This window comes from Massilia varians, from assembly GCF_027923905.1.
In the GTDB taxonomy this organism is placed as follows: Bacteria; Pseudomonadota; Gammaproteobacteria; order Burkholderiales; family Burkholderiaceae_D; genus Telluria; species Telluria varians_B.
Genome location: NZ_AP026966.1, coordinates 964,119 through 988,067 on the forward strand (window position 1 = coordinate 964,119; position 23,949 = coordinate 988,067).

The following is a 23,949-nucleotide window of genomic DNA, read 5'->3' on the forward strand; positions in this document are numbered from 1 at the left end:
CTTTTATCACGGAAACTCTAGTAAATGAACCGATAAAAGCGGGTCAATAGCTGTTTTCCCATGTTGAGGTGAGTGATTCTTCAATTCGCATAGTCCCGTGTCTGTTGGAATTGCTTGACAATCATTTTTAGTGATCTTAAAGTGATATCACTTTGATGTTACCTAGCCAGGAGGAGTCGAGCATGCACGCAGCACCTACGCGCCACGAAAAGGCGTTCTCATCCGTGAATGGTTACCTGGCGGCCGCTGCCGGCGTTGTCCTGCTCCTGGCCGCCATCTACCTGTTTGCGTCAGGGGAGTTTCCCGCCATCGTGGCGAGTTTCCTCGTGGGCCTGGCCGCTGCCGCCTGCCTGGGCGGCCTGTTCATGCTCCAGCCTAACGAAAGCGCGATCCTGACCCTGTTCGGCAAGTACATCGGCACCGACCGCAGCGAAGGCCTGCGCTGGGCCTTTCCGCTGTACGTGAAGCGGCGCCTGTCGCTGCGCGCGCGCAATTTCAACGCCCCGACGCTGAAGGTCAACGACAAGCGCGGCAATCCGGTGGAGATCAGCGCGGCGGTCGTCTGGCGCGTGCGCGACACCGCCCAGGCCGTGTTCGAAGTGGATGACTTCGAGCGCTATGTCGCGATCCAGGCGGAAGCGGCGCTGCGCCACCTGGCATCGCAATACGCCTACGACGAGGGCGAGGACCTGCCGGAAGGCGAAACCACGCTGCGCGCCGGCATGGACGTGGTGGCCGACGCCCTCAAGCGCGAGCTGCAGGCGCGCTTCGAAGGGGCGGGTGTCGAGGTGCTCGATGCAAAGCTTACCCATTTGGCATATGCTGCCGAGATTGCGCAGGTCATGCTGCGTCGCCAGCAGGCCGAGGCAATCATCAGCGCCCGTGCCAAGATCGTGCACGGCGCGGTCAGCATGGTGGAAGCGGCGCTGCGGGGCCTGTCCGAGCGGGGCATCGTCGAGCTCGACGACGAACGCAAGGCGGCCATGGTGAGCAACCTGCTCGTGGTGCTGTGTTCGGACAAGGAAACCCAGCCGATCGTCAACACGGGCACACTTTATAACTAGCAGTCGAAGAGCATGGCAAGTCCTGGCAAAAAAGCGTTTCCTTTACGGATAGACCCGGCCTTGTGGGAGGAGTTGCAGCGCCTGGCCGCCCGCGATTTGCGCAGCGTGAACGCGGAGATCGAATTCCTGCTCAGGGAAGGCCTTGCCAGGCGCGGCATCAGACATGTCGAGGCCAGGGGCAAGGGCGACGAGGCAGGCACGGAGCAGGGCGCCGAAGCATCAGGGGAGATTTAACAATTCGGTGTCGGATTTCTTTACACTAATAAATTTTTTACAGAGGCATTAATTCTTTCCTCATAGTAGAAAGTTCTAGTTGGCATGGATGTTGCTTCATATGGGTCATGCACCATCCATCAGAATGAGGTAATTAATCCATGAAACAATTCTTCAAGGTTGCAATCGCAGCCGCCGCCTTCGCCACCAGCACCTTTGCGCAAGCAAATGTGATTGAGATCAAAGCAGACTACAAGTCGAACACCAAGCTGGTCGCTACCAACGCCAGTGCCGGTTTCTTCTTTGATCTCTCGTTGCTGAATCTTGCCAATTTCACGTTCAACAAGGGTGTCGATGTGATCGAATCCGCATCCTTGACGTTCAATCTGAATGACAATGGCGGCACCGAGGCCTATACCATTCAAATCGGATCGAACCCGATCTACAAGAGCCCAGTCATGGATATCCCTAACAGCGGCGCGTTGTACACCTATGCTGTGCCGACTGCCGATCTTCTCAGCTTCGCCACTACCGGCGTGCTCAATGGCAGCGTCAAGCGTGATGCCGGCAATTTCACCTTCAAAACGGTCACCCTCAACGCCAGCATTCGCCAGGCCCAGGAAGGCTCGTCCGCCGAAGTGCCTGAGCCGCTCGGCGTCACGCTGTTTGGTATCGGCATGATGGGGCTGCTCGCGGCACGCCGTAAAGCAAAGGCCTGAACCGCTCTTGCTCATCAAAATAGCCTGCGCTTGCAGGCTATTTTTTTATGGGTGCGCCCAGCATGGGCGCACTCCTGCGGGTGAAAGTCCCGCCGCGAGCTGACCACAGTGAGCGAAGTGAAGCGCAACTGCGGAAGGGTAACCGACCGTGGGAAGGAAGCGTGGAGCATAAGTCACGGGCCGAGGAACACGAACCGCATAGAAGGCGTTGCCGATCAGGGCGAGCGGGCCCATAACCGCGAAGCTCTTGTGGTCAAAGCAAAGCGGCGTAGATGCGGCGGCTGTGTGATGAAGGAGTGCGGCCCTTACCTGGGGACGCCCCGCCTTGTGCCTGAAAGGGCGACGAAAAAAAAATCGGAGCGGGGTCTCAGCAGAGGTCATAGTAGTCGGAGGTAGCGCCGGGAAGGCTCGACTCCGCCGACGAAGGACCAAACGAGTGGGAGTGAATCCGATATGCCGATGCAGAAGGTACAGCGTCAGATGCCCGCTAACGCGGGGCGGGAAGCCGTAGGGCAAGGTGAAGCCATGCCTGACGCTTTCAGCGACGAAGCGTTCTGCCCGCGGCATGCAACCGGAAACACGGGGTCGGCGCTGTTGCAAGCGGCGCTGACGACAGAGAACCTGCGGCGGGCGTTCAAGCGTGTGCGGGCCAACAAGGGAGCTGCCGGCGTGGATGGACTGGACATTGACCAGACTTCACGGCTGCTGGCGACCGAATGGCCACACATACGGGAACAACTGCTGACGGGGACGTACCGGCCCAAGCCGGTACGTCGGGTGACGATACCGAAGCCCGACGGTGGCGAGCGCGAGCTCGGCATTCCGACGGTGACGGATCGGCTGATCCAGCAAGCACTATTGCAGGTGCTGCAACCGATCCTTGACCCCACTTTCAGGTCAAACGCAAGGTGGCGGAAAAGCCGCTGCAGGCTTACAAGCAACGCATTCGGGAACTGACCTGCCCGTCCGGCGGACGCAGCATGCCGGATGTGGTGCAGGGACTTCGTTCCTATATGCTGGGTTGGAAAGGGTACTTCCAGCTGGCGCAAACCCCAAAGGTCTGGCGCGGACTCGATGAATGGTTGCGGCACAGGCTGCGAGCTATCCAGCTCAAACACTGGAAACGCGGAAGCACCATGTATCGGGAACTGCTCAAGCTTGGGGCTTGGCGGTCGGCAGCAAGGCACGTGGCGGCGAACAGCCGCCGCTGGTGGCACAACAGCGATAGGCTACTCAAAACAGTAATGACTATCGGCTACTTCGACCGACTGGGCGTACCTCGCCTGTCCTAACCTCAACTACTCGAACCGCCCGGTGCGGACCCGCATGCCGGGTGGTGTGGCAGGGGAGCGGCCCTCAGGGCCGTCCCCTATGCCGATCCGGGCCTGTTCGCGTCTTTGCAACAATGCCGGCGGGATTGATAAGAACGACAAATTCGGAAAACCGTCCTGCGCCGCTTGCGGACTGATACAGCCAGGCCTCGTAGCCGCTGTCGAACACGACGCTTTTGGTCGGCCCGAACGCCGCCAGCAATTGCGCCTTGGTGGTCGTGCCCGGGATGACGCCCTGCTGCAGGCGCTCGGCCGGCACCTGCGTGCCCGGCGGGGCCGCCGTGGTGGCGCAGCCGGCCAACAGGAGGGCCGCGAACAGCGCCCGCTTCATGGCGCATCCTCCATGTAGTCGAACTCCACCAGCGTATCGTCCGGCCAGGACTTGTCCCAGATCGGCGCATAGAAGGTACGGTCCAGCATGACCTGGCAGTCGCAGTACTGCAAGTCGGCCTTGCTCAGTTCTCCCCCCGCATACAGCATGCTGAAGGGCAGGGTCTCGACCCGCTCATGTGCCCCGTTCGCGGCGCGCAGGCGGACCGAGAATACCGGCCGTTCGGCGAAGAACAGGTAATTGCCGTTCGGGCTGTTGCACACCTGCTCGGGCGTGCTCAAGGCATTGGCGATCCAGCCGAACAGCGGAGAGCTGTTGGAGACCAGTCCGGCTTCGACACCCACCAGGCATTCCAGGCGCATGTCGCCCAGGCGCCGGGTGCCGGCGGGCAGGCCGGGCGTGATGATCTGCGCGCGCCAGGTCATGCTGGTGGTCTTGCGGTTGGCGAGGACGGCCGCGTCTTCGCGCAGCGCGGTCTCGTGACGCGGCAGGACGAAGCTGTTGTCCGGCGCCACCTCGACCGGCACGCTGACCGTGTCGCCCGCGATCCGCAGCGTGATGCCACGCATGTCGACGGTCGGCAGGCGCGGCAGCAGCTGGAAGCGCAGCGGCGCGGAGGGCGCCAGGGCATGCTCGCGTTCGAAGCGTTCCATGCCCTTGATCATTTTTCTGTAGGATTTGTCGACCGGATCGCGCGTGGATTGCACCTTGACGGTCGCAGGCTGCCCTGCGGCTTGTGCGTGGGCAGCCTGGTGCCCGGCCAGAACGGCCAGGCCGAGGACGACGCGGACCAGGAGCCGCGTCATGGCCTTACCAGTAACGGACGCGGCCGGTGTCCATGTGGACGAACTGCGAGCTGGCATAGTAGCCGACGCCGCCGCCCTTGAGGGACATGGCCGCCTTGTGCAGCATTTTGAGGTCCTTGCCCGGCAGGCGGATATCGATCGCCTTGGCATCCATGTGCAGGCTGCGCTTGGCGACGCCGCCGCTGGCGGCGTGCAGCTTGGCGTTCGACTCCGGCGAGCGGTAGCCGGAAATGATGTGCAGTTCGCGGTTGTTGTCCAGCTTGTCGTTCAGCTGGGTGAGCAGCAGCAGGAGCTCCGGGTCCATCTGCGCGATCTTGTTGTTGCGATGGTCGCGCAGCACCTTGTTGATGTCCTTCATCGCATCGGGAATGAACTCGCCCTCGGCCCAGAAGGTGCTCTTCAGCTTTTCGCCGGTGTGCGTGTTATACAGACGCAGGACACGCTCGCCCGTGGCGGGTTGTGCTGTTTTGGCAAGTGCTGGGATGCTGAGGGTGGGTGCTGCGAGGAGGAGGGAGGACTTCAGGAATGCGCGGCGTTGCATCATCGTGGGAGATCCTTATGGTGAGTTTCTCTCAAACGTAAATTCTACGCCTCTTGTGTTAAACGTGCAGAGAAATGCAGGAAAATGCGGTAAAAAGGCCACTTTATTAATGCTTTGACCAATCCCGGGAGATATTTTAATGACGACTTATCAAGGAATTGTCGTGTCCGTTGCTACCCTGATCACGCTGGCGTGCTCGAGTAGCCTGGCGCAGGAAGTCGAACCGGTGGCGCAGCCGCCCGCCGCCAAGGGCTGGAAAGTCGAGACCGTGGTGGACAGCCTGCCGCAGCCCTGGGGCATGGCCTGGCTGGCCGATGGCCGCATGCTGGTCACCGGCAAGAAGGGCACGCTGCACCTGGTGGACGGCAAGCGGGTCCAGGACATCCCGGTCGAAGGCTTGCCCGCGCTGTTCACGGAGGGGCAGGGCGGCCTGCTCGACATCGCCGTGCACCCGTCCGACAAGGGGCCGAATCCGCGCATCTACATGAGCATGGCCAGCGGCACCGCGGAGGCGAATTCGACGGCCCTGGTGCAGGGTGTCTTCGACGGCAAGCGCGTCCACGGCATCAAGACCATTTTCAAGGCCTCGCCCACCAAGAGCGGCGGCCAGCACTTCGGCTCGCGCATCGTGTTCCTGAAGGACGGCACCATCTTGATGAGCATCGGCGACGGCGGCAATCCGCCCGCGCGCGTGGGTAACATGCTGGCGCGCGACCAGGCCCAGAACCTGGGCAGCCATAACGGTTCGATCCTGCGCCTGACTAGCGAGGGCCAGGCGGCGCCGGGCAATCCGCTGGCGGCGCAGAAGGGCGCCTTGCCGGAGCTGTGGAGCATCGGCCACCGTAACATCCAGGGCATGACCGTCGACCCGCAGGGCCGCGTATGGGCCAGCGAGCATGGTCCGCGCGGCGGCGACGAGATCAACCTGATCGAAGGCGGCAAGAACTACGGCTGGCCGCTGCAAAGCTACGGCCTGGATTACAAGACCCGCGAGCCGATCGGCAAGCACGTGGTCGCGGGCATGGTGAGTCCGCTGGTCGTGTGGACGCCCTCGACCGGGGCCTCGGGCCTCGCCTGGTACACCGGTCAAGCCTTCCCGGCCTGGCGCGGCAGCCTGTTCTCGGGCGGCCTGGCCACCGAGGACATCCGGCGCGTGGCCTTCGATGCCGAGGGCAAGGTGGTCAAGCAGGAGCGCCTGGACATCGGCAAGCGCGTGCGCGACGTGCGCCAGGGGCCGGACGGGTACCTGTATGCGATCACCGACGAGGCCAAGGGCAGCCTGCTGCGGATTGTTCCCCAGTAGGCTCTCCGGCTTTGCCGAACGCGCGTTCAAACCGTGTTCGAACAGATGCACGCTGCTATGCATGCACTGCTTGAACGCGCGGACGGCGTAGCCGTCCGCCCTACGAAAAACCCACAATCCAATGCTCTGCGCATGGATTCCCTCTGCCTGCGCAATTAGTTCTTTGTTGCAATAACAAAAGCTGCCTAGAATGCAAGGATCGGCAACCCGCCGTTTCCTTTGGAGGAGCAGCATGGCAGTATCCGTTCGTCGCACTCTCCAGATGGCCGTCGCGCTCGCGCTGGCCACTGGCGTCTCGGCCGCAAGCGCGGCCCCGGCCACATCCGCCGCCAGCACGCCCGACATCCCCATCCCCGACATCAAGTACACCAAGTTCACCTTGAAGAACGGGCTGACGGTGCTGGTGCACGAGGACCGCAAGACGCCGGTGGTGGCGATCAACACCTGGTACCACGTCGGGTCCAAGAATGAAAAGCCGGGCAAGACCGGCTTCGCGCACCTGTTCGAACACCTGATGTTCGGCGGCAGCGACAACTTCAAGAAGACCTACCTGAGCGCGCTGCAGGGCATCGGTGCGACCGACCTGAACGGCACCACCAACCAGGACCGCACCAACTACTTCCAGAACGTGCCGACCTCGATGCTCGACTATGCGCTGTTCGCCGAGAGCGACCGCATGGGCCACCTGCTCGGCACCGTCGACAAGAAGACGCTCGACCTGCAGCGCGGCGTCGTGCAGAACGAGAAGCGCCAGGGCGAGAACCAGCCCTACGGCCTGGCCTACGAACTGCTGGTGACCAACACCTACCCGGTCGGCCACCCGTATTCCTGGACCGTGATCGGCAAGATGGAAGACCTGGACGCGGCCTCGATGACCGACGTGCACGACTGGTTCAAGACCAACTACGGCCCGAACAACACGGTGCTGGTGCTGTCCGGCGACATCAGCCCGGAAGTGGCGCGCCAGAAGGTCGAGCAGTACTACGGCCACATTCCTCCGGGCCCGCCGCTGGCCAAGCACCAGGCCTGGATCGCCAAGCGCACCGGCACCCACCGCACGGTGGCGCAGGACCGCGTGACGCAGACGCGCATCTACCGCACCTGGAACGTGCCGGGCGCGCACACGCCGGAAGAAGCGCAGCTCGACCTGGCGGCCCTGGTGCTGGGTGGCGGCAAGACCTCGCGCCTGTACAAGCGCCTGGTCTACAAGGACCAGCTGGCCACCAGCGCATCCGCCAGCGACGACGCCTCGGAAATCGGCGGCCAGTTCGACATCACCCTGACCGCGCGCCCGGGCGCCGATGTCGCCAGGATGGAGCGCATCGCCGACGAAGAGCTGCAGGCCCTGATGAAGAACGGTCCGACGGAAAGCGAACTGCGCCTGGCCAAGACCACCATCCTGGCCCAGTACACCCGCATGATCGAGCGCGTCGGCGGCTTCGGCGGCAAGAGCGACCTGCTGGCCTCGTGCCAGACCTATACCGGCAACCCGGACTGCTACAAGGTTTACCTGCAGCGCATCAAGGCAGCCACCCCGGCCAGCGTGAAGAAGGCCATGAACGACTGGCTCAGCACCGGCGACTTCGTCCTGCAGGTCGATCCCTACCCGACCGGCCTGGCCGCGGGCAAGCCGGGCGTGGACCGCAGCAAGGAGCCGGCCATCGGCAAGCCGATGGCACTGAAGCTGCCGGAAATGCAGAAGACCACCCTGTCGAACGGCCTGAAGATCGTGCTGGCCGAGCGTCATGACGCGCCGGTGGTGAACTTCCAGCTGCTGGTGGACAGCGGCTATGCCTCGGATGCGCAGGACAAGCCGGGCGTCGCCAGCCTGGCCATGCGCATGCTCGAAGAAGGCACGAAAACCCGCAAGTCGCTCGAGATCGGCGAAGCCTTCGAGAGCCTGGGCACCAACTTCGGCGCCGGCGCCAACCTGGACAGCGGCATCGTGTACATGAACACGCTCAAGGCCACCATGCCGCAGGCGCTGAGCTTGTACGCGGACCTGGTGCTGAATCCGGCCTTCCCGCAGAACGAGTTCGAGCGCCTGCAGAAGGACCGCCTGGCCGCGATCGCGCGCGAGAAGACCGTGCCGCAGACGATGGCGATGCGCGTGTTGCCGAGCATCCTGTACGGCCAGAACCACCCGTATGCCAAGCCCTTCACCGGCACCGGCACCGAAGAAGCGGTGAAGCGCATGACCCGCGACGACCTGGTCAAGTACCACGCCACCTGGTTCAAGCCGAACAACGCCACCCTGCTGGTGGTGGGCGACACCACGCTGGCCGAGGTCAAGCCGATGCTGGAGAAAGCCTTCGCCGGCTGGAAGGCGGGCGAGGTGCCGAAGAAGGTGCTGAACGAGGTCGCCGCGCCTGAAAAGAACGTGGTCTACCTGGTCGACCGTCCGGGCGCGCTGCAGAGCGTGATCGTCGGCGCCCAGCTGGCCGTGCCGCGCAAGCACGAGGACGCGCTGTCGCTGGAAATCGTCAACCACCTGTTCGGCGGCTCCTTCAATTCGCGCATCAACATGAACCTGCGCGAAGACAAGCACTGGTCCTATGGCGTGCGCAGCTCGCTGCAGCCGGCGATCGGCCAGCGTGCGTTCATGAGCGTCTCGCCGGTGCAGACCGACAAGACCCGCGAAGCGATGCAGGAACTGGTGCGCGAGTACCGCGACATCGCCGGCGGCAAGCCGATCACGGTGGAAGAGCTCAAGGCAGCGGTCGACAACAACACGCTCGGCCTGCCGGGCGGCTTCGAGACGGCCGGCCAGCTGACCAGCGCCTATACCACCATCGTGCAGTACGGCCTGCCGGACGACTACTACAACACCTATACGCAGAAGGCCGTGTCGCTCACGTCCCAGCAGGCTAACACCCTGGCGGCGCGCAGCTTCACGCCGGACCGCCTGGTGTGGGTGGTGGTCGGCGACCTGAGCAAGATCGAGCCGGGCATCCGCGCGCTGAACATCGGCGAGGTCCGCAAGATCGACGCCGACGGCAAGCCGATTCAGTAAGACTTACATGTCCTGGAACAGCGCGATCGCGATCTTCGCCTGTTCCGACTGCGGCATGTCGGTGTTGTTCAGCAGGACCACGGCCCGGCCGTCCGCCGGGTCGTAGGCGAGCAGCGTCTTGTAGGCCCCGATGGCGCCCGCTTCCCACGCAAGGGAGCGGGCGCCGTTTTTCGTGCTCACGGTTTTCACCTTCCCACCCAGCGCATAGTCTTCCGCCGGCACCACCACGGTGGACAGCGCCTTGCGCGCCTTCTCCGACAGCAGCTTGCCGCGGTAGACCGTGTCCGCGATCGCGACCAGGTCGCTCGCCGTGCTGTACAGGGTGCCGCTGGCCGCGATCATCGGCGGCACGGACGAGGTCTTGCGCTGGCCTTCGGCGTTATAGGCAACGGCCATGCCGACTTCGTCCTCGTAGCCGGTGGCGGCGAAACTGGTGTCCTTCACGCCGCTCGGCGCCAGCACCAGTTCTTCCACGGTTTCCGTAAACGGCTCCTTGCGGGCGCGTTCGACGACCGCCGCGACCAGGATCCAGTTGGTGAAGGAATAATCCCATTTCTCGCCCGGGGCCGCGCTCAGGGCGCCGGCGCCGAAGCGCAGGGCCGCCTCGACCGGGCCGATCTCGAGCTTGTCGACCGCCCTGTCCTTGCGCAGGGCGTCCGCCAGGCCGTTCGGAATGCCGCTGCGGTTCGACATCAGCTGGCGCAGGGTGACGGCGCCGTTCGCCGCAGGCAGTTCCGGCAGGTGGCGCGCAATCGGCGCATCGAGGTCGAGCGTGCCCATGTCGGCCAGGCGCAGCACGGTGACGGCGGTGATCCATTTGGTCATCGAGCCGACCAGGAAGCGGGTGTCCTTGGTGACGGGCTGCTTCTCTTCGCGCAGGGCCAGGCCGCTGGCATGGACCACCAGGGGCGCGGCCGCATCCTTGCGCACGGCGATCACGCCGCTGTAATCGGTGGGGACGTGGCGCGCGATCAGCGGGCCGGTGCTCAGGTTCGCGATGGCGGCGCAGCCGGACAGCAGGGCGGCGCCCGCAGCGAGCGACGAAAGGCGGATGAACTGGCGACGTTGCATGCTTGCTCCAGAAAGAAGGGTTCGGCGCATTGTAGCCGTGTGCGCCGAAGCAGGCGCGAATCGTGAATACTGCGTTCAGGAGGATGCCATGACCGAACAATCCCTGAACCTGGCGCGCACCGCCCTGGTGTTGATCGATTTGCAAAACAGCAATGTCGGGCGCGAACTGGCCCCATATACCGCCGAGCAGGCGGTCGGCAACTGCGTGCTGCTGGCGCAGGAAATGCGCAACCGCGGCGCGATGATCGTGTACGTGCGGGTGCTGGTGGGTGAATTGCCAACTCCGCTGGCCGACGCCCCGATGCGCCCGCCCGGCGCCGCCGCGCCGCCCTACGACGCCTCCGAGCTGGCCCCGATGGCCGACGTGGAGGCGAGCGACATCGTGGTCACCAAGCGCCAGTGGGGCGCCTTCTACGGCACCGAGCTGGACCAGCTGCTGCGGCGGCGCGGGATCGATACGCTGGTGCTGGGCGGCATCGCGACCAATTTCGGTGTCGAATCGACGGCGCGCGCGGCCTTTGACCGCAACTACAAGCTGGTGTTCGCGGAAGATGCGATGACCAGCATGGAGGCCGAGGCCCACCGCTTCGCCTGCAAGCACATCTTCCCGCGCATGGGCAGGGTACGCTCGACGCGGGCGCTGATCGACCTGTTGCAGGTGGGGACGGGCGACGCTTGAGTCGCCGCAATGCGTAGGGTGGGCGGCTCCACCTCGTCGGTGAATCATCCGGTTCATGAGCGCCGCCCACGCGTTCAACTCCCTGTTGAGCAGCCAGTGCGGCTATTCTTATTCTGGTTGAACGCGTGGGCGGCGTCCACCGGTCCAGGCTGAACCGGCTGCCGGGTGAAGCCGCCCACCCTACAACACATCAGCCGTTGCGGTCGATAAGATGCGATGACCAGCATGGAGGCCGAGGCCCACCGCTTCGCCTGCAAGCACATCTTCCCGCGCATGGGCAGGGTACGCTCGACGCGGGCGCTGATCGACCTGTTGCAGGTGGGGACGGGCGACGCTTGAGTCGCCGCAATGCGTAGGGCGGGCGGCTCCACCTCGTCGGTGAATCATCCGGTTCATGAGCGCCGCCCACGCGTTCAACTCCCTGTTGAGCAGCCAGTGCGGCTATTCTTATTCCGGTTGAACGCGTGGGCGGCGTCCACCGGTCCAGGCTGAACCGCCTGCCGGGTGAAGCCGCCCACCCTACAACACATCAGCCCTTGCGGTTGATCTCGGCCGTGATCTCGTAGGCACGCAGGCGCGCCGCGTGGTCGAAGACCTGCGAGGTGATCATCAGCTCGTCCGGCCTGGTGCGCGCGATGAAGCTGCGCAGCTGGCTTTCCACCGTGGCCGGCGAACCGATCGCGGTGCAGGACAGCACGCTCTCCAGCATCATGCGCTCGGCCGTGCCCAGGCTTTCCAGGTAGCCCGGCACGGGCGGCTGCAGCTTGCTCGGGCGGCCGCTGCGCAGGTTCACGAAGGCCTGCTGCATCGAGGTCGCCAGCACCTGCGCCTCCTCGTCGGTGTCCGCCGCGAACACGTTAAAGCCGAGCATCACGTAGGGCTTGTCGAGCTGCTTGGAAGGCCGGAAGGTCGAGCGGTAGATCTCGATGGCCTGCATCATCATCTGCGGCGCGAAGTGCGAGGCGAACGCATAGGGCAGGCCGAGCGCCGCCGCCAACTGGGCGCCGAACAGGCTGGAGCCGAGGATCCAGACCGGCACGTCCAGGCCCGCGCCCGGCACCGCGCGCACGGAGCGGCGCGGCGAGTCGGCAAAATAATCCATCAGCTCGACGACGTCCTGCGGGAATTCGTCGGCATCCGAGGCCAGGTTGCGGCGCAGGGCGCGCGCGGTGGTGTGGTCCGAGCCGGGCGCGCGGCCCAGGCCGAGGTCGATGCGTCCCGGGTAGAGCGACTCGAGCGTGCCGAACTGCTCGGCGATCACCAGCGGCGAGTGATTCGGCAGCATGATGCCGCCGGCGCCGACGCGGATGGTCCTGGTACCGGCGGCCACGTGGCCGATCAGCACCGCGGTGGCCGCGCTGGCAATGCCCGGCATGCCGTGGTGTTCGGCCAGCCAGAAACGCCCATAGCCCCAGCGCTCGCCGTGCTGGGCGAGGTCTAGTGAACGGTGGAAAGAAGTTGCCGCATCGCTGCCTTCGACGATGGGCGAGAGGTCGAGAATGGAGAATGGAATCATCCATGTATCATACGCCGATGTGACATTTGGCGTGCGCGGCTGAGATGGAATTGCTGCTCGTAAATATTGACCCATGGCGGACCCGTCCTTATGATCGTCCGCACCAACCGAGCCACCCCAGCCTCCCGCCCATGACCAGATTCCCGACTTCGCCACGCCGCCGCACCACCCTCCTCACCGCGCTCTGCGTCTCCCTGCTGGGCGCCGGCTGCGTACAGCTGCCGGAGCAGGGCAGCGGCACGCGCGCCGGCGCGCGGCTGGACAGCGCGCGGCTGGCGGAGATCGACCGCGCCATCCTGGACCACATCGCCGCGCGCAAGCTGCCCGGCGCCGTGTTCCACCTCGAGCGCGAGGGCGCGGTCTACGAGCAGGCCTACGGCCGCCATACCTATGAGGAGGGGGCAACCCCGGTGGCCCTGGATACCGTGTTCGATGCCGCCTCGCTGAGCAAGGTGCTGTCGACGGCGCCCTCGGTGCTGCTGCTGGCCGAGGAGGGCAAGCTCGACCTCGAAGCGCCGCTGGTGCGCTATTTTCCGGAGTGCGCCAACGGCGCCAAGGAAACGATCACGGTGCGCCAGCTGCTGACCCATTCGTCCGGGCTGCCGGCGGGCTTGCCCGCCAAGCCGGCATGGGCCGGCAAGGAGGCTTCCCTGGCCCTTGCCTGCATCCAGGCGCCGACCCACACGCCAGGAAGTTTTTTCCGCTACTCGGACATCAATTACATCCTGCTTGGCCACCTGGTCGAGCGTGTCGCAGGCATGCCGCTGGAACGCTTCGCGCAGCAGCGCATTTTCGCGCCGCTCGGCATGCGCGATACCGGCTACCTGCCGCTGGCGCGCACGCCAGCCGCGCGCATCGCGCCGACCCAGCGCGGTCCGGACACGCCGGATGCGTCCCTGCATGAGGATGTGGCGCCGGGCCAGCTGCTGGCCGGCGTCGTGCACGACCCGACCGTGCGGCGCATGGGCGGCGTGGGCGGTTCCGCCGGCGTGTTCTCCACCGCGCGCGACGTGGCGCGTTTCGGCCGTATGTTGATCAATGGGGGCGAACTCGATGGCGTGCGTGTGTTAAGCCCGGAGAGCGTGCGCCTGCTCACCACCGTGCAGTCGCCGCCCGGCCTGGCGCTGCGCGGCATGGGCATGGACATCGACTCGCCCTATGCGCAGCGGCCGCGCGGCACCGTGTTCCCGGTCGGATCGTACGGACATACCGGTTTCACCGGCTGCATCCTGTGGGTCGATCCGCAGTCGCGCACCTTCTATGTGTTCCTGTCGAACCGCGTTTACCCGGACGACAAGAGCAATGTGCTGACGCTGTACACCGAGCTCGGCACGCTGTCGGCCCAGGCCGCGGGTCTCGCGGTGTCGGCCCAGTAACCCTCGGTATTTTCCGAGAGGCTACCGTGCGCCTCCCCCCAATCGGCCTCTCTAAACTCAGAGCCCTGAATTCAATATCTTATTGATATTGTTGAGCATTTCAGCCCTGGAGACAAATTGAGGAGATTGATCATGAAACTGAACAAGTTACTGAAAGGCCTGCTGGGCGCTTCCATTGCCGCAGCCATGTTTGGCGCCACCACCGTGCATGCCCAATCGTCGGACAGTACGCAGAATACCAGCAGCGCCAGCCAGCAAAGCGGCAGCATGAACGATCAGAGCAGCGGCAGTTCCTCGGCCAGCGCGACCGGGAGCTCGGACCAGCCGCACAAGCAGCACAAGAAGCACGCCAAGAAGCACCACGGCAAGAGCCATGGCGGCTACACCGGTGCGAGCGGTTCCAGCAGCTCGGGCAGCATGAGCGGCTCGAGTGGATCGAGCGGTTCGATGGGCACCGACAGCTCTGGCGTCGAAGCCGGCCGCACCAGCACCGGCCGTTCGAGCGAACCGGAAACCCGTAGCTCGACCAGCGGCTCGATGGGCACCAGCGGCTCGATGGGCACCAGCGGTTCGTCGGGCACCAGCGGCACCACCAGCGGCTCGATGGGCACCGGCGCCACCGGCACCTCGGACGCGACCGGCACCATGGGCACCAGCGGTTCGACCGGCACCATGGACGCCACCGGCCGCAGCGGCACCACCGGCACCTCGGGCACCACCGGCACTACCGGCACCACCGGCTCGGGTAGCACCGGCGGCACCACCGGTTCCAGCACCACCAGCGGCGGCACCGGCGGCGGCACCACCGGCCGCGGCTACTGACCGGCGCGCCGGCACGCCAGCCCTGGACGCGACCGCCGGCGGCCCCCGGCGGCCCCGGCGGCCGCACGCGACACCAGCCTGCGGGCTGGTGTCGTCGTTAACGCGCCGTGGTTCAGGCGGCCAGGGCAGGGCGCGCGCGCGTCATGCGCTGCTGGGCCTGCGCGGGTAGCGCCGATGCGGCTTCGCGCTCGTCGAGGCGGAAGGTGGACACCAGCTGCGACAGGGCGTGCGCCTGTTCGCGCAGCGCGTCCGACGCCGCGGCCGCTTCCTCGACCAGGGCCGCATTCTCCTGCGTCACCTGGTCCATCTGCGTCACGGCCTGGTTGACCTGCTCGATGCCGAGCGACTGCTCGCCGCTGGCCGCCGCGATCTCGGCCATGATCGTCGACACGCCGGCGATGCCGGCCACGATCTCTTCCATGGTGGCGCCGGCCTGGGCCACCAGGCGGCTGCCTTCGTCGACCTTGCCGGCGGAATCGCCGATCAAGATTTTGATCTCCCTGGCCGCGGTGGCCGAGCGTTGCGCCAGCGCGCGCACTTCGGCAGCCACCACCGCGAAGCCGCGGCCCTGCTCGCCCGCGCGCGCCGCTTCCACCGCCGCGTTCAGCGCCAGGATATTGGTCTGGAAAGCGATGCCGTCGATGACGCCGACGATCTCGCCGATCTTGTGCGAGGCGCTGCTGATGTCGGCCATGGTGCGCACCACTTCGCCCACGGTCTCGCCGCCGCGCGCCGCGCTGGTCGATGCCGCGCGCGCCAGCGCGTTCGCCTGCTGGGCATGGTCGGCGTTCTGGCGCACGGTCGAGGTGAGTTCTTCCATCGAGGCGGCGGTTTCTTCCAGCGAGCTGGCTTGCTGCTCGGTGCGCGCCGACAGCTCCAGGTTGCCGCCCGAGATCTGCTGCGATGCGCTGGCGATGGTGTCGGTGCCGCGCCGGACTTCGCCGACGATGCCGCGCAGGCTGTCGCGCATCTCCTTCAGCGCCGCCATCAGCTGGCCGGTCTCGTTGCGTGCGTCGGCCTCGATGTGCCCGGACAGGTCGCCGCGCGCGACCTGCCTGGCCACGTCCAGCGCCCCCTGCAGCGGGCGCGCAATGGCGCGCGTGATCAGGACGGCGAAGGCGAGGCCAGTGGCGACCGCGGCGGCGCTCAGCGCGAGCTGCAGCGTGCGGCTGGTGGCGACGTAGGCGTCGATGGCTTCGCCCTGGCTGGCCACCGCGCGCTTCTGGTAGGCCACCATGGCTTCCAGGCTGCCCACGTAGTCGCTCACCTTCGGCATCATCTCGGTCTCGAAGAAGCGCGCGGCCGATTCCAGCTGGCCTTCCTTCTTCTGCCTGAAGGCTTCGGCGCGCGCCTTGCGATAGGCTTCGCGGCTGGCGACGATGCGCTCGAACAGACGCTGCCCTTCCGGGTCCTTGGCCATCGCTTCCTGCACCTCCTTCTGCAGCTGGTTGGCGCGCTCGGACGACTTGTTGACGGCATCGAGGAAAAACTGTTCGGTCGCCGGGTCGTCCGCCCTGGCCACGGCGATGGTGCGCGCCGCATTGACTTCGATGACCGCCTTCCATTCCTGCAGCAGGTTCGACTTGCGCAGTCCGTCGCGGGTCAGCTGGTGGGTCATCTCGTTGGCGATATGCGTGGTGGACAGCGCCACCGCGACCAGCACCAGCATCAGGGCCAGCACGGCCCCGAAACCGAGGGCCAGCAGGCCGCGGATTTTCATCGTTTCGAGTTTCATGGATAGTCTCATCTCATCAGGCAAGGATAGTGGCATGTGCGATGCATGCTTGCGCCGCCGGCTGGGGCCGGTCTTTATCGATGAGTATCCTGTTTCCGTGCGGCATGTAAATGCCTGTGCGGTTTATGCGTGATAAATACAACGCTTCGTTGGCGCGGCGTTAACGACAGTTGGTGGCCGGCCTGTGACGGCCGGTCAACGCGCGCTGCGCCCGCGCGTGCCGGCACGCGGCGTGCGCGGCGGCGGCGTCTGGTCGGCCAGTTCGACCTTTTCCAGCGGTTCGGGGGCCGGTCCGTGCAGCACCTTGCCCTCGATGTCGAAGCGCGAGGCGTGGCAGGGGCAGTCCCAGGAACGCTCGGCCGAATTCCAGTGCACGGCGCAGCCGAGGTGGGTGCACTTGGCCGAGACCGCGTGCAGGCCGCCCTGGGCGTCGCGGTAGACCGCGATCTTGCGCAGGCCGTCGCGCACCACCGCGCCTTCGCCGGCGGCGATTTCCTGGACCGAGTCGACGTCGCCGCCGGTGAGCCATTCGCCGTAGCGCGCCATGGTATTGGCCTGCTCGTGGGTGAAGTCGGCCAGGCCGTGCACCGGCTTGCGCGAAGGGTCGTACAGGGCCGCCCATGGGTTGTCGCGGCCGCCGATCAGGTCGGTGACGAGCATGGCGCCGATGGTGCAGTGGGTCATGCCGTTGCCGGAGTCGCCCGTGATCAGGTAGACGTTGTCGTCGTCCATCGGGTTGCGGCCGAGGTAGGCCAGGCCGTCGGACGGCTCCATCACCTCGCCCGACCAGCGGTAGGCCACCGCCCCCGCCATCGGGAAGTGCTCGCGGGTCCAGCGCTCGATCTCGCCGTAGCGGTGCTCGGGATGGTCGTCCTGGCCGGTCTTGTGGTCGGCGCCGCCCACCACCAGGATGTCGTGGTCCGCGCCGGCGTCCGGGGTCTCCAGGCGCACGTAGTAGTAAGGCTTGCCGGTATCCCACAGCAGGATGCGCGGCAGCGCGCCGCGCGGCACCCGCATGCCGACCACGTAGGTGCGGTAGCCGGCCTGCTTGGTGTGCATCACCACGCGGTCGTTGAAGGGCGTGTGCGTCGCCAGCACCACGTGGCGGGCGCGGATCTCGCCGTGGTCGGTGATGACGGTCTGCTGCTCCTGGTCGCCGCGCACGCGATGCGCGTGGGTGGCGCCGTACAGGTGACCGCCGAGGCGTTCGATGGCCCGCGCCAGTCCGGCCAGGTATTTGAGCGGGTGGAACTGGGCCTGGTTGGCGTAGCGCACGGCCGGGCCGCTGTCGAAAGGCAGGCCGGGCACGCCGGGCAGGAATTCCGCCGCCACGCCGGCGCGCCGGGCACTCTGGTATTCCTTCTCGAGGTCCTTGAAGCCGTTGCCGGGCAGGGCGTACAGGTAGCCGTCGAGGCGCTCGAATTCGCAGTCGATATGTTCCTGCGCCGCGATCGATTCGACCAGGTCGATGGCGCGCGCATAGCTGTCCGCCACCAGACGCGCATTGGCGGCGCCGAACTTGTCTTCGATGAAGGTGTACCACTCGTCCGGCGGGAACAGGTGGGCGGTGGTGCGCCCGGTCTCGCCGGCGCCGATGCCGAGGGCGTCGATCACCACGACGCTGCGGCCCTCCCTGGCAAGCAGGTAGGCGGTGGTGAGGCCGGCGATGCCGCCGCCGATCACGCAGACCTCGGTATCGAGGTCGCCGGACAGGGGAGGGCAGGTCGGCAGCTCGGCACTGTCCATCCAGACCGACATCGAAGCGCCATTGGTGGAAGCAGACATGTCGCATCCTTTCTGTGCAGGGCGCCGCGCTGGGCCTGGCGACGCGCGTTGATCGGAACCTGCGGACAGTCTACTGTGCGGAAAAAAAGGCGGGAGCACGATCCGGCCCCCGCTGCGCCTTCCTTGAACTATCAGTAAAACTAATATTTGCAGACGATTTATCTGATGAGCTTCTGAATAATGGCCGGTATGCCTGGCACGTCCCGGCAGCCTTACTTCAGGCGGATCGCCACCAGCCTGCCGTCGCTTTCAGTTGCGCCGGTAGCGATGTACAGCGTGCGCCCGGCCGACAGCGCCAGCATGCCCGGCTCGGGATGGCGCCAGACGGTCTTCTTCGTCGCCAGGTCGATCGCATAGACGGCGCGGTCGGTGCTGACGAACAGCAGGTTGCGCGTCACGATGATGTTGCGGTGCAGGGTTTCGCCGGACTCCGGCGGGAACCAGTTCCACAGCACCTTGCCGCTGGCCTCGTCCATGGCGTCGAGCACCGCAGGCTGGTTGCGGCCGGCGTACAGCACGCCCTCGGCCAGCGCCGGCACCGTGAGGTAGGCGCTGGCGCTGCTCCAGCCGTAGCGCCGCGCTTCCAGGTCGAAGCTCGACAGCACGCGCTGCTCGTACTGTTCCACGTTGGACGATGCCCGTCCGCTGAAGGCGCCGCCCGCGAAGGAGATGGCGTTGCGCTTGCTGCCCAGCAGCGGCGCGCCATGGTAGGCATAGCCGCTGCTATTGCCCATCGGGTCGTCGATCTTCGCGGCCGTGGCGCCGGTAGCGCGCTCGATCAGGTAGAGCGCGAGGCCGTTGTGGTGGTAGACGTAGGTCTCGTCGGCCGCCGGCGCCCACATGTCCCATGCGCCGCCCGCCTGGTGCACCCAGTTGCGCGCACCCGTCGTGGCCGAGAACGCATACGTCTCGCCGCCGAAGTAGCCGGCGCCGGTCAGCACCTGGTCGCGGAACACGGTCGGGGCCATCACGTGCGGCCACTGGCCCGAGAAGCCCGATTTGGCGCGGACCTCGCCCCCGGCCGCATCGAAGGACCAGAGCGCGGTCTGTTCGTGGCCGGTGACGGCGGCGTACACGCGTCCGCCGCTGACCGCGGGCGGGCCGAAGGCGGGCACCTGGCCGAGCGAGCGGCGCCAGGCTTCGCTGCCGTCTTTCTCGTTCAGCGCCAGCACCAGGCCTTCGCCGAAGTACACGTCGGTGGTGACGAACACCTTCCCGCCGGCCGCGACGACCGGATTGATGCCGCCGATCGGTTCGCTGCCGGCGGCGCGTTTCCATTCCCAGGCCCTGGCGAAGCGGGCCGGGTTGAGCGTGACCGGCACATAGCCGGTGTGGGCCGCGTCGCGCTGGTGCATTTCCCAGTCGCCGACCGCGGACACTCTGAGCGTATAGGCCAGCGTGGCCGTGCCCGGCCAGGTGACGGCGCAGGCCGGGTCCTTGCAGGCGCGCACCTCGATGCTGCCAGCATGGCTGCCGGTAGCCAGGTCCGGCAGTGTGCTCAGGGCGAAGCTGAAGCTGTTGCCGCTGGCAGCCTGGGCCTGTGGCTGGGTGAAGCGGCCCGCACCGTCGCGCACGCTCAGGTAGACCGGGCCGTCGAGATGCTGGCCGTTCCAGCCGCCTTCGACGGTAACGCCGACCTCGTCACCGGCGGCGAGATCGCGGCTGAGCGGGGCGCTGGACAGCGTCAGCGACACCGATGGCTGCGGGGGCGCGGGCGGGGCCGAGGAACCGCCGCCGCCGCCGCAGGCGGACAGCAGCGACAATGCAAGACAGGAAACCAGGCAAGGCAGGCGCAAGGACATGAAGGAGCTCCAGTAAGGATGAGCGGAAAGCTGGCGATTCTGGCACCCGCGGGAACATGGCTCGGGAAGGTCAACGTGAAGCGTTCAATATGGATGAGGAGACAGTCGCTGTCCATATGATGTGCATAAATCATGCGATCGGATGGCTTCCACAGGCGGTGCGGTTTGTTATGCTAGCGGCTTCGCCGGGCGGCGCCGTGCCGCCGGCCACCCGTGCAATGAAGGAGTACAACGATGGTGTCGCTGCAGGAGCAGTTGCTGAAAGCCGGCCTGGTGGACAAGAAAAAGGTCCAGAAGGTCAACCAGGACAAGAGCAAGCAGAAAAAGATCGAGCGCCGTACCGGTACCGAATCGGTCAACGAAGCGCGCGAGGCGGCGCTGGAGATGCAGCGCAAGAATGCCGAGCGGGCGCGCGAACTGAATGCCCAGCGCGACGCCGAAGCCGCGCAGAAGGCGGTGAAGGCGCAGATCGCCCAGCTGGTGGAGCAGAACCGCCAGCCGCGCGCGAAGAACGGCAAGGGCGACATCGCCTACAACTTCACGCACGGCACCAAGATCGAACGCATCTACGTTTCCGAACAGGTGCGCCAGCACCTGGTGGCGGGGCGGCTGGTGATCGTGTTCTTGAAAGGTAACTATGAACTGGTGCCCAAGGTGATCGGCGAGAAGATCGCCGAGCGCGACCCGGGCAGCGTCATCCAGGTCAAGCAGGCCGCCGCCCAGACCGAAGAGGATGATCCCTACGCGGATTTCAAGATCCCGGACGATTTCACTTGGTAAGTCTGTGAAACGTGATTGAACAGCTATATTTAACGATTTGGAGTTAAACTAGCAACGTCTCGCATTTGTAGCGGGATACTCATCAGATCACTGTTCAATGGCGGGTCATATGAACGACAGAATGCATCAAGAGCGGGGCGAGGGCCGCGAAGTCACCTATCGCAGCGGGGTCGCGGCGCGTCTGGCGGGCTTGCCCGTAGAGACGCTGCGCGTCTGGGAACGGCGCTATGCGCTGTCGGACACCCAGCGCTCGGCGCACGGCCAGCGCCTCTACACGGCCGAGCAGGTGCGGCGCCTCGGGCTGCTCAAGCAACTGGTCGACCTCGGACACCCGATCGGCGTCCTGACCGGGCTGCCGGTCGAGCGGCTGGAAGAGATGGTCGCCCCGAATGCGGCGCGTGCGGCCGAAGTCAGCGGTCCGATGCGCACGCTGGTGGTCGGCGAAAGCCTGGTGCGCCGCATCGCCGCCAGCGGCCGCGACGGACGCGCGCTGCAGGTGCAGCGTCACTGCGCCCGGCTCGACCAGGTGGCCGCGCTGGCGGACGGCGCGGCCCTGGACGTGCTGCTGATCGAAGCCTCGGAACTCGACGAAGCCTCGGTGGCGCAGGTGGCGGCGGCGCGCGACCTCACCCGCCCGCAAGCGACCGTGGTGCTGTACCGCTTCTGCGGCAGCGCCACCATCCGCGCGCTGCGCGCCCAGGGCTGCCTGGTGGCGCGCGTGCCGGCCGAGATCGGCGAGCTGGTGCTGCTGTGCCGTTCCGCGCTGGCGGGGCAGGGCCTGCCGGCCTCCGAGCCGCAAGGGGAGCCGGTCGCGCCGCGCCGCTTCGACGACCAGGCGCTGGCGGCCATCACGGCGGCCGGCAACCGCCTGTCCTGCGAATGCCCGCGCCACCTGTCGGACATCCTCATGATGGTCGGCAGCTTCGAGCGCTACAGCGCCCAATGCGCCGCGCGCAACCAGGAAGACGCACGCCTGCACCGCGAACTCGAGCTGGCCTCGGGCCGCGCCCGCATGGTGCTGGAAGCGGCCATGGAAAGGCTGGCGCTGGCGGAAGGGCTGCCCATGCCGGGCAAGCCGGCCTGAACCTGCGGCGCACGCTTCACAGGAGCCCAGCATGGCAGACACGTTCAAAGCCGGCGACAAAGTGCAATGGCAATCGTCGCAGGGCACGGTGTACGGCACCGTCAAGAAGAAACTGACATCCCCCACCGAGATCAAGGGCCACCACGTGGCCGCCTCGCGCGAACATCCCGAATACCTGGTCGTCAGCGACAAGACCGGCGCCGAGGCGGCGCACAAGGCGGACGCGCTCAAGAAGGCTTGACGCCGCGTCCCCGTTCAGCCCGGCCGCTCATGGGAAGCTGTTCGGGCGGCGTGCCGTCCTTGAACAACTGGCGCAGTTGCTGGCGCAGCTCGGGCGTATCGTCGTGGCGGTGCACCGACACCGCGTGCTGTACCGCGGCCTGCAGCAGCTCGTCCTCGCTGTCGGCCGAGATGGCGACCGAGCAATGCATGTCGCTCGGGAATTCCCGGCAATCGATGAATTTGCGTGTCATGATCGACTCCTGTGATGGAATGGAGCGCATTCAGGCGGCAGCGCTCGCGGCCGGACGGATATTCTGGTTGGCGCGGAACACATTGTCGGGATCGTACTTGCGCTTGATCTCGGCCAGCCGCTGGTAGTTGGCGCCGTAGGCATCGGGGGTGCGCTCGGTTTCGTCCTGCGGCATGAAATTCACGTAGACGCCCCCGTGTGCGTATGGCGCGGCATCCCTGAAGAAATCGCGGGCCCAGGCAATGCAGCGCGCGTCGTCGGCCGGATCGTCCCAGCGGGTGTGCACGTTCATCACGTACAAGGCGTCGCGGTGTGGATAGGCCATGGCCTGTGACGGCGGCGCCGATGCCTGCGCGCCCAGCAATCCGAGGAAGATCTCGCACTGCGGCGTCGGCAGCATGCCGGCATAGCGCATGACGACGTCGATGGCCTCGTCGCTCAGCCGGGCGAAATTATGCGATTTCCAGTAATTGCGCGCACCCGGCGTCAGCAAGGGGTCGAAGATCTGCTGCCAGGCAGTGTAGGGCATGGGGCCGACGTGCATGCCCAGCGGCTCACCCAGCTTGCCGATGCGCGCGATCGCCGCATCCACCGATGCGCCGCGCGACGGCGAGAACACCGGCAGCACCAGCACGTCCTGGCATGCGCCCCGGTCGGCAGGAAGGGCAGCGGAGGCGCCTTGCGCAGCACCGCCCACACCGTCATGTCGGCGGGCATGGCGTCGACGGCATCGCGGTACTGCATCACGACCGTCCTGGCCTGGGCGACGGAAACACGATCAGCCCGGCCGTGATCTCCGGCCCCACCGGGTGCAGCCGGAAGTCGAAGCGCGTGACCACGCCGAAGTTGCCGCAGCCGCCGCGGATGGCCCAGAACAGGTCGGGATGGTCGGTCTCGCTCACGTGCAGGCGCTGGGCGTCGGCCGTGACCATCTCGGCCGACAGCAGGTTGTCGGCTGCCAGGCCCAGCGTGCGGCTGAGCCAGCCGAAGCCCCCGCCCAGCGTCAGCCCGGCCACCCCGGTGGTGGAATTGATTCCCAGGGGTGTGGCCAGCCCGTAGGACTGGGCTTCGTGGTCGAAGTCGCGCAGGCTGGCCCCGCCTTCCTCCCAGGCGCGGCGCTGCCCGGCGTCGACCTGGACCGAGCGCATGCCGGACAGATCGATCACCAGTCCGTCCTCGCACAAGGCGCTGCCTGCGATATTGTGGTCGCCGCCGCGCACGGCGAGGGGAAGCCTGTGCTTGCGCGCGTAGGCCAGCGCGGCGCATACGTCGGCCGACCCGGCGCAGCGCACGATGATGGCCGGATGCCGGTCGATCATCGCGTTCCAGACCGTGCGGGCGGCATCGTAGCCGGCGTCGCCCGCCTGCAGGATGTCTCCTCGAATCGCACCCTTCAGCTCGTTGAATTGCCCATTCGTCAGCGTATTCATCGCATCTCCCGGACGCTTGGTTGAAATCCCTCCATTCATGATAGGAAGGCGGGGCGGGCCGAGGCAAGCAGAGCAG

Annotated in this window: 21 protein-coding genes and 2 pseudogenes; 13 read left to right on the forward strand and 10 right to left on the reverse strand. The window is 66.1% G+C overall.

Annotated features, from left to right (window positions below; translation table 11 throughout):
- Nucleotides 1-182 precede the first annotated feature (182 nt).
- The 4 genes and pseudogenes from MasN3_RS04460 to MasN3_RS04475 all read left to right on the forward strand — a co-directional run bounded on the left by MasN3_RS04460 (nt 183) and on the right by MasN3_RS04475 (nt 3,288).
- Complete coding sequence (locus tag MasN3_RS04460) at nt 183-1,064, forward strand: SPFH domain-containing protein (RefSeq protein WP_281912672.1); 882 nt, start codon at nt 183-185, stop codon at nt 1,062-1,064.
- Nucleotides 1,065-1,076: 12 nt separating this feature from the next.
- On the forward strand, nt 1,077-1,298 hold the full coding sequence (locus MasN3_RS04465; RefSeq protein WP_281912673.1) for a hypothetical protein: 222 nt from the start codon (nt 1,077-1,079) through the stop codon (nt 1,296-1,298).
- A gap of 140 nt (nt 1,299-1,438) precedes the next feature.
- Nucleotides 1,439-1,996 carry a PEP-CTERM sorting domain-containing protein gene (locus tag MasN3_RS04470; RefSeq protein ID WP_281912675.1) on the forward strand — a complete coding sequence of 186 codons (558 nt, stop codon included), beginning with the start codon at nt 1,439-1,441 and terminating at the stop codon, nt 1,994-1,996.
- A gap of 453 nt (nt 1,997-2,449) precedes the next feature.
- Nucleotides 2,450-3,288 (forward strand): annotated as a pseudogene (locus MasN3_RS04475) (group II intron maturase-specific domain-containing protein).
- Between the two features lie 64 nt (nt 3,289-3,352).
- Here MasN3_RS04475 and MasN3_RS04480 read toward each other — a convergent pair.
- The 3 genes from MasN3_RS04480 to MasN3_RS04490 are packed head-to-tail and all read right to left on the reverse strand — an operon-like array spanning nt 3,353 to nt 5,008.
- Nucleotides 3,353-3,658: a hypothetical protein gene (locus tag MasN3_RS04480; RefSeq protein WP_281912677.1), complete on the reverse strand. Its 306-nt coding sequence runs from the start codon at nt 3,656-3,658 to the stop codon at nt 3,353-3,355.
- Nucleotides 3,655-4,464 carry a hypothetical protein gene (locus MasN3_RS04485; protein WP_281912678.1) on the reverse strand — a complete coding sequence of 270 codons (810 nt, stop codon included), beginning with the start codon at nt 4,462-4,464 and terminating at the stop codon, nt 3,655-3,657. Before MasN3_RS04485 ends, MasN3_RS04480 begins: the two co-directional genes overlap by 4 nt.
- A gap of 4 nt (nt 4,465-4,468) precedes the next feature.
- Nucleotides 4,469-5,008: a DUF882 domain-containing protein gene (locus MasN3_RS04490; protein WP_281912679.1), complete on the reverse strand. Its 540-nt coding sequence runs from the start codon at nt 5,006-5,008 to the stop codon at nt 4,469-4,471.
- Between the two features lie 160 nt (nt 5,009-5,168).
- Between MasN3_RS04490 and MasN3_RS04495 the strand changes: the two genes are divergently transcribed.
- Together MasN3_RS04495 and MasN3_RS04500 are read left to right on the forward strand one after the other, a co-directional pair.
- Nucleotides 5,169-6,308 carry a PQQ-dependent sugar dehydrogenase gene (locus MasN3_RS04495; RefSeq protein WP_281912680.1) on the forward strand — a complete coding sequence of 380 codons (1,140 nt, stop codon included), beginning with the start codon at nt 5,169-5,171 and terminating at the stop codon, nt 6,306-6,308.
- Nucleotides 6,309-6,540: 232 nt separating this feature from the next.
- A complete protein-coding gene (locus MasN3_RS04500) occupies nt 6,541-9,321 on the forward strand; it encodes a M16 family metallopeptidase (protein WP_281912681.1) in 2,781 nt (926 codons plus the stop codon).
- Between the two features lie 3 nt (nt 9,322-9,324).
- Here the strand turns inward: MasN3_RS04500 and MasN3_RS04505 are convergent, their stop codons facing one another.
- A complete protein-coding gene (locus tag MasN3_RS04505; protein ID WP_281912683.1) occupies nt 9,325-10,392 on the reverse strand; it encodes a serine hydrolase domain-containing protein in 1,068 nt (355 codons plus the stop codon).
- Between the two features lie 88 nt (nt 10,393-10,480).
- Between MasN3_RS04505 and MasN3_RS04510 the strand changes: the two genes are divergently transcribed.
- Together MasN3_RS04510 and MasN3_RS04515 are read left to right on the forward strand one after the other, a co-directional pair.
- The gene (locus tag MasN3_RS04510; RefSeq protein WP_281912684.1) at nt 10,481-11,071 is read left to right on the forward strand and encodes an isochorismatase family protein; all 591 of its coding nucleotides are present in this window, start codon (nt 10,481-10,483) and stop codon (nt 11,069-11,071) included.
- 216 nt (nt 11,072-11,287) lie between these two features.
- Complete coding sequence (locus MasN3_RS04515) at nt 11,288-11,410, forward strand: hypothetical protein (RefSeq protein WP_281912686.1); 123 nt, start codon at nt 11,288-11,290, stop codon at nt 11,408-11,410.
- A gap of 190 nt (nt 11,411-11,600) precedes the next feature.
- Here MasN3_RS04515 and MasN3_RS04520 read toward each other — a convergent pair whose 3' ends face one another.
- Nucleotides 11,601-12,587 carry an LLM class flavin-dependent oxidoreductase gene (locus MasN3_RS04520; protein WP_281912687.1) on the reverse strand — a complete coding sequence of 329 codons (987 nt, stop codon included), beginning with the start codon at nt 12,585-12,587 and terminating at the stop codon, nt 11,601-11,603.
- A 131-nt stretch (nt 12,588-12,718) separates the two neighbouring features.
- On the opposite strand from MasN3_RS04520, the gene MasN3_RS04525 reads away from it, so the two are divergent.
- Nucleotides 12,719-13,963, forward strand: a complete 1,245-nt coding sequence (locus MasN3_RS04525) for a serine hydrolase domain-containing protein (RefSeq protein WP_281912688.1) — start codon at nt 12,719-12,721, stop codon at nt 13,961-13,963.
- Between the two features lie 132 nt (nt 13,964-14,095).
- Complete coding sequence (locus MasN3_RS04530; RefSeq protein WP_281912689.1) at nt 14,096-14,785, forward strand: hypothetical protein; 690 nt, start codon at nt 14,096-14,098, stop codon at nt 14,783-14,785.
- A 112-nt stretch (nt 14,786-14,897) separates the two neighbouring features.
- Here MasN3_RS04530 and MasN3_RS04535 read toward each other — a convergent pair whose 3' ends face one another.
- From MasN3_RS04535 to MasN3_RS04545, 3 genes are all read right to left on the reverse strand, one after another.
- On the reverse strand, nt 14,898-16,520 hold the full coding sequence (locus tag MasN3_RS04535; RefSeq protein WP_281912690.1) for a methyl-accepting chemotaxis protein: 1,623 nt from the start codon (nt 16,518-16,520) through the stop codon (nt 14,898-14,900).
- A gap of 195 nt (nt 16,521-16,715) precedes the next feature.
- Entirely contained in the window at nt 16,716-18,305 is a 1,590-nt protein-coding gene (locus MasN3_RS04540; RefSeq protein ID WP_281912691.1) for an FAD-dependent oxidoreductase, read from the reverse strand.
- Nucleotides 18,306-18,517: 212 nt separating this feature from the next.
- Nucleotides 18,518-20,107 carry an outer membrane protein assembly factor BamB family protein gene (locus MasN3_RS04545; RefSeq protein ID WP_281912692.1) on the reverse strand — a complete coding sequence of 530 codons (1,590 nt, stop codon included), beginning with the start codon at nt 20,105-20,107 and terminating at the stop codon, nt 18,518-18,520.
- A gap of 234 nt (nt 20,108-20,341) precedes the next feature.
- Between MasN3_RS04545 and MasN3_RS04550 the strand changes: the two genes are divergently transcribed.
- From MasN3_RS04550 to MasN3_RS04560, 3 genes are all read left to right on the forward strand, one after another.
- The gene (locus tag MasN3_RS04550) at nt 20,342-20,887 is read left to right on the forward strand and encodes a DUF2058 domain-containing protein (RefSeq protein WP_281912693.1); all 546 of its coding nucleotides are present in this window, start codon (nt 20,342-20,344) and stop codon (nt 20,885-20,887) included.
- A gap of 109 nt (nt 20,888-20,996) precedes the next feature.
- Nucleotides 20,997-21,971, forward strand: a complete 975-nt coding sequence (locus tag MasN3_RS04555; protein ID WP_281912695.1) for a MerR family transcriptional regulator — start codon at nt 20,997-20,999, stop codon at nt 21,969-21,971.
- A gap of 31 nt (nt 21,972-22,002) precedes the next feature.
- Nucleotides 22,003-22,212 (forward strand): DUF2945 domain-containing protein, encoded by a 210-nt coding sequence (locus MasN3_RS04560; RefSeq protein ID WP_281912696.1) that lies wholly within the window; start codon nt 22,003-22,005, stop codon nt 22,210-22,212.
- On the opposite strand, the gene MasN3_RS04565 is transcribed toward MasN3_RS04560, so the two are convergent.
- Nucleotides 22,199-22,444: a DUF1059 domain-containing protein gene (locus MasN3_RS04565; protein ID WP_281912698.1), complete on the reverse strand. Its 246-nt coding sequence runs from the start codon at nt 22,442-22,444 to the stop codon at nt 22,199-22,201. The two genes, MasN3_RS04560 and MasN3_RS04565, sit on opposite strands and share 14 nt — an antisense overlap.
- A 30-nt stretch (nt 22,445-22,474) precedes the next feature.
- Nucleotides 22,475-23,873 (reverse strand): annotated as a pseudogene (locus MasN3_RS04570) (FAD-binding oxidoreductase).
- Nucleotides 23,874-23,949: the final 76 nt, after the last annotated feature.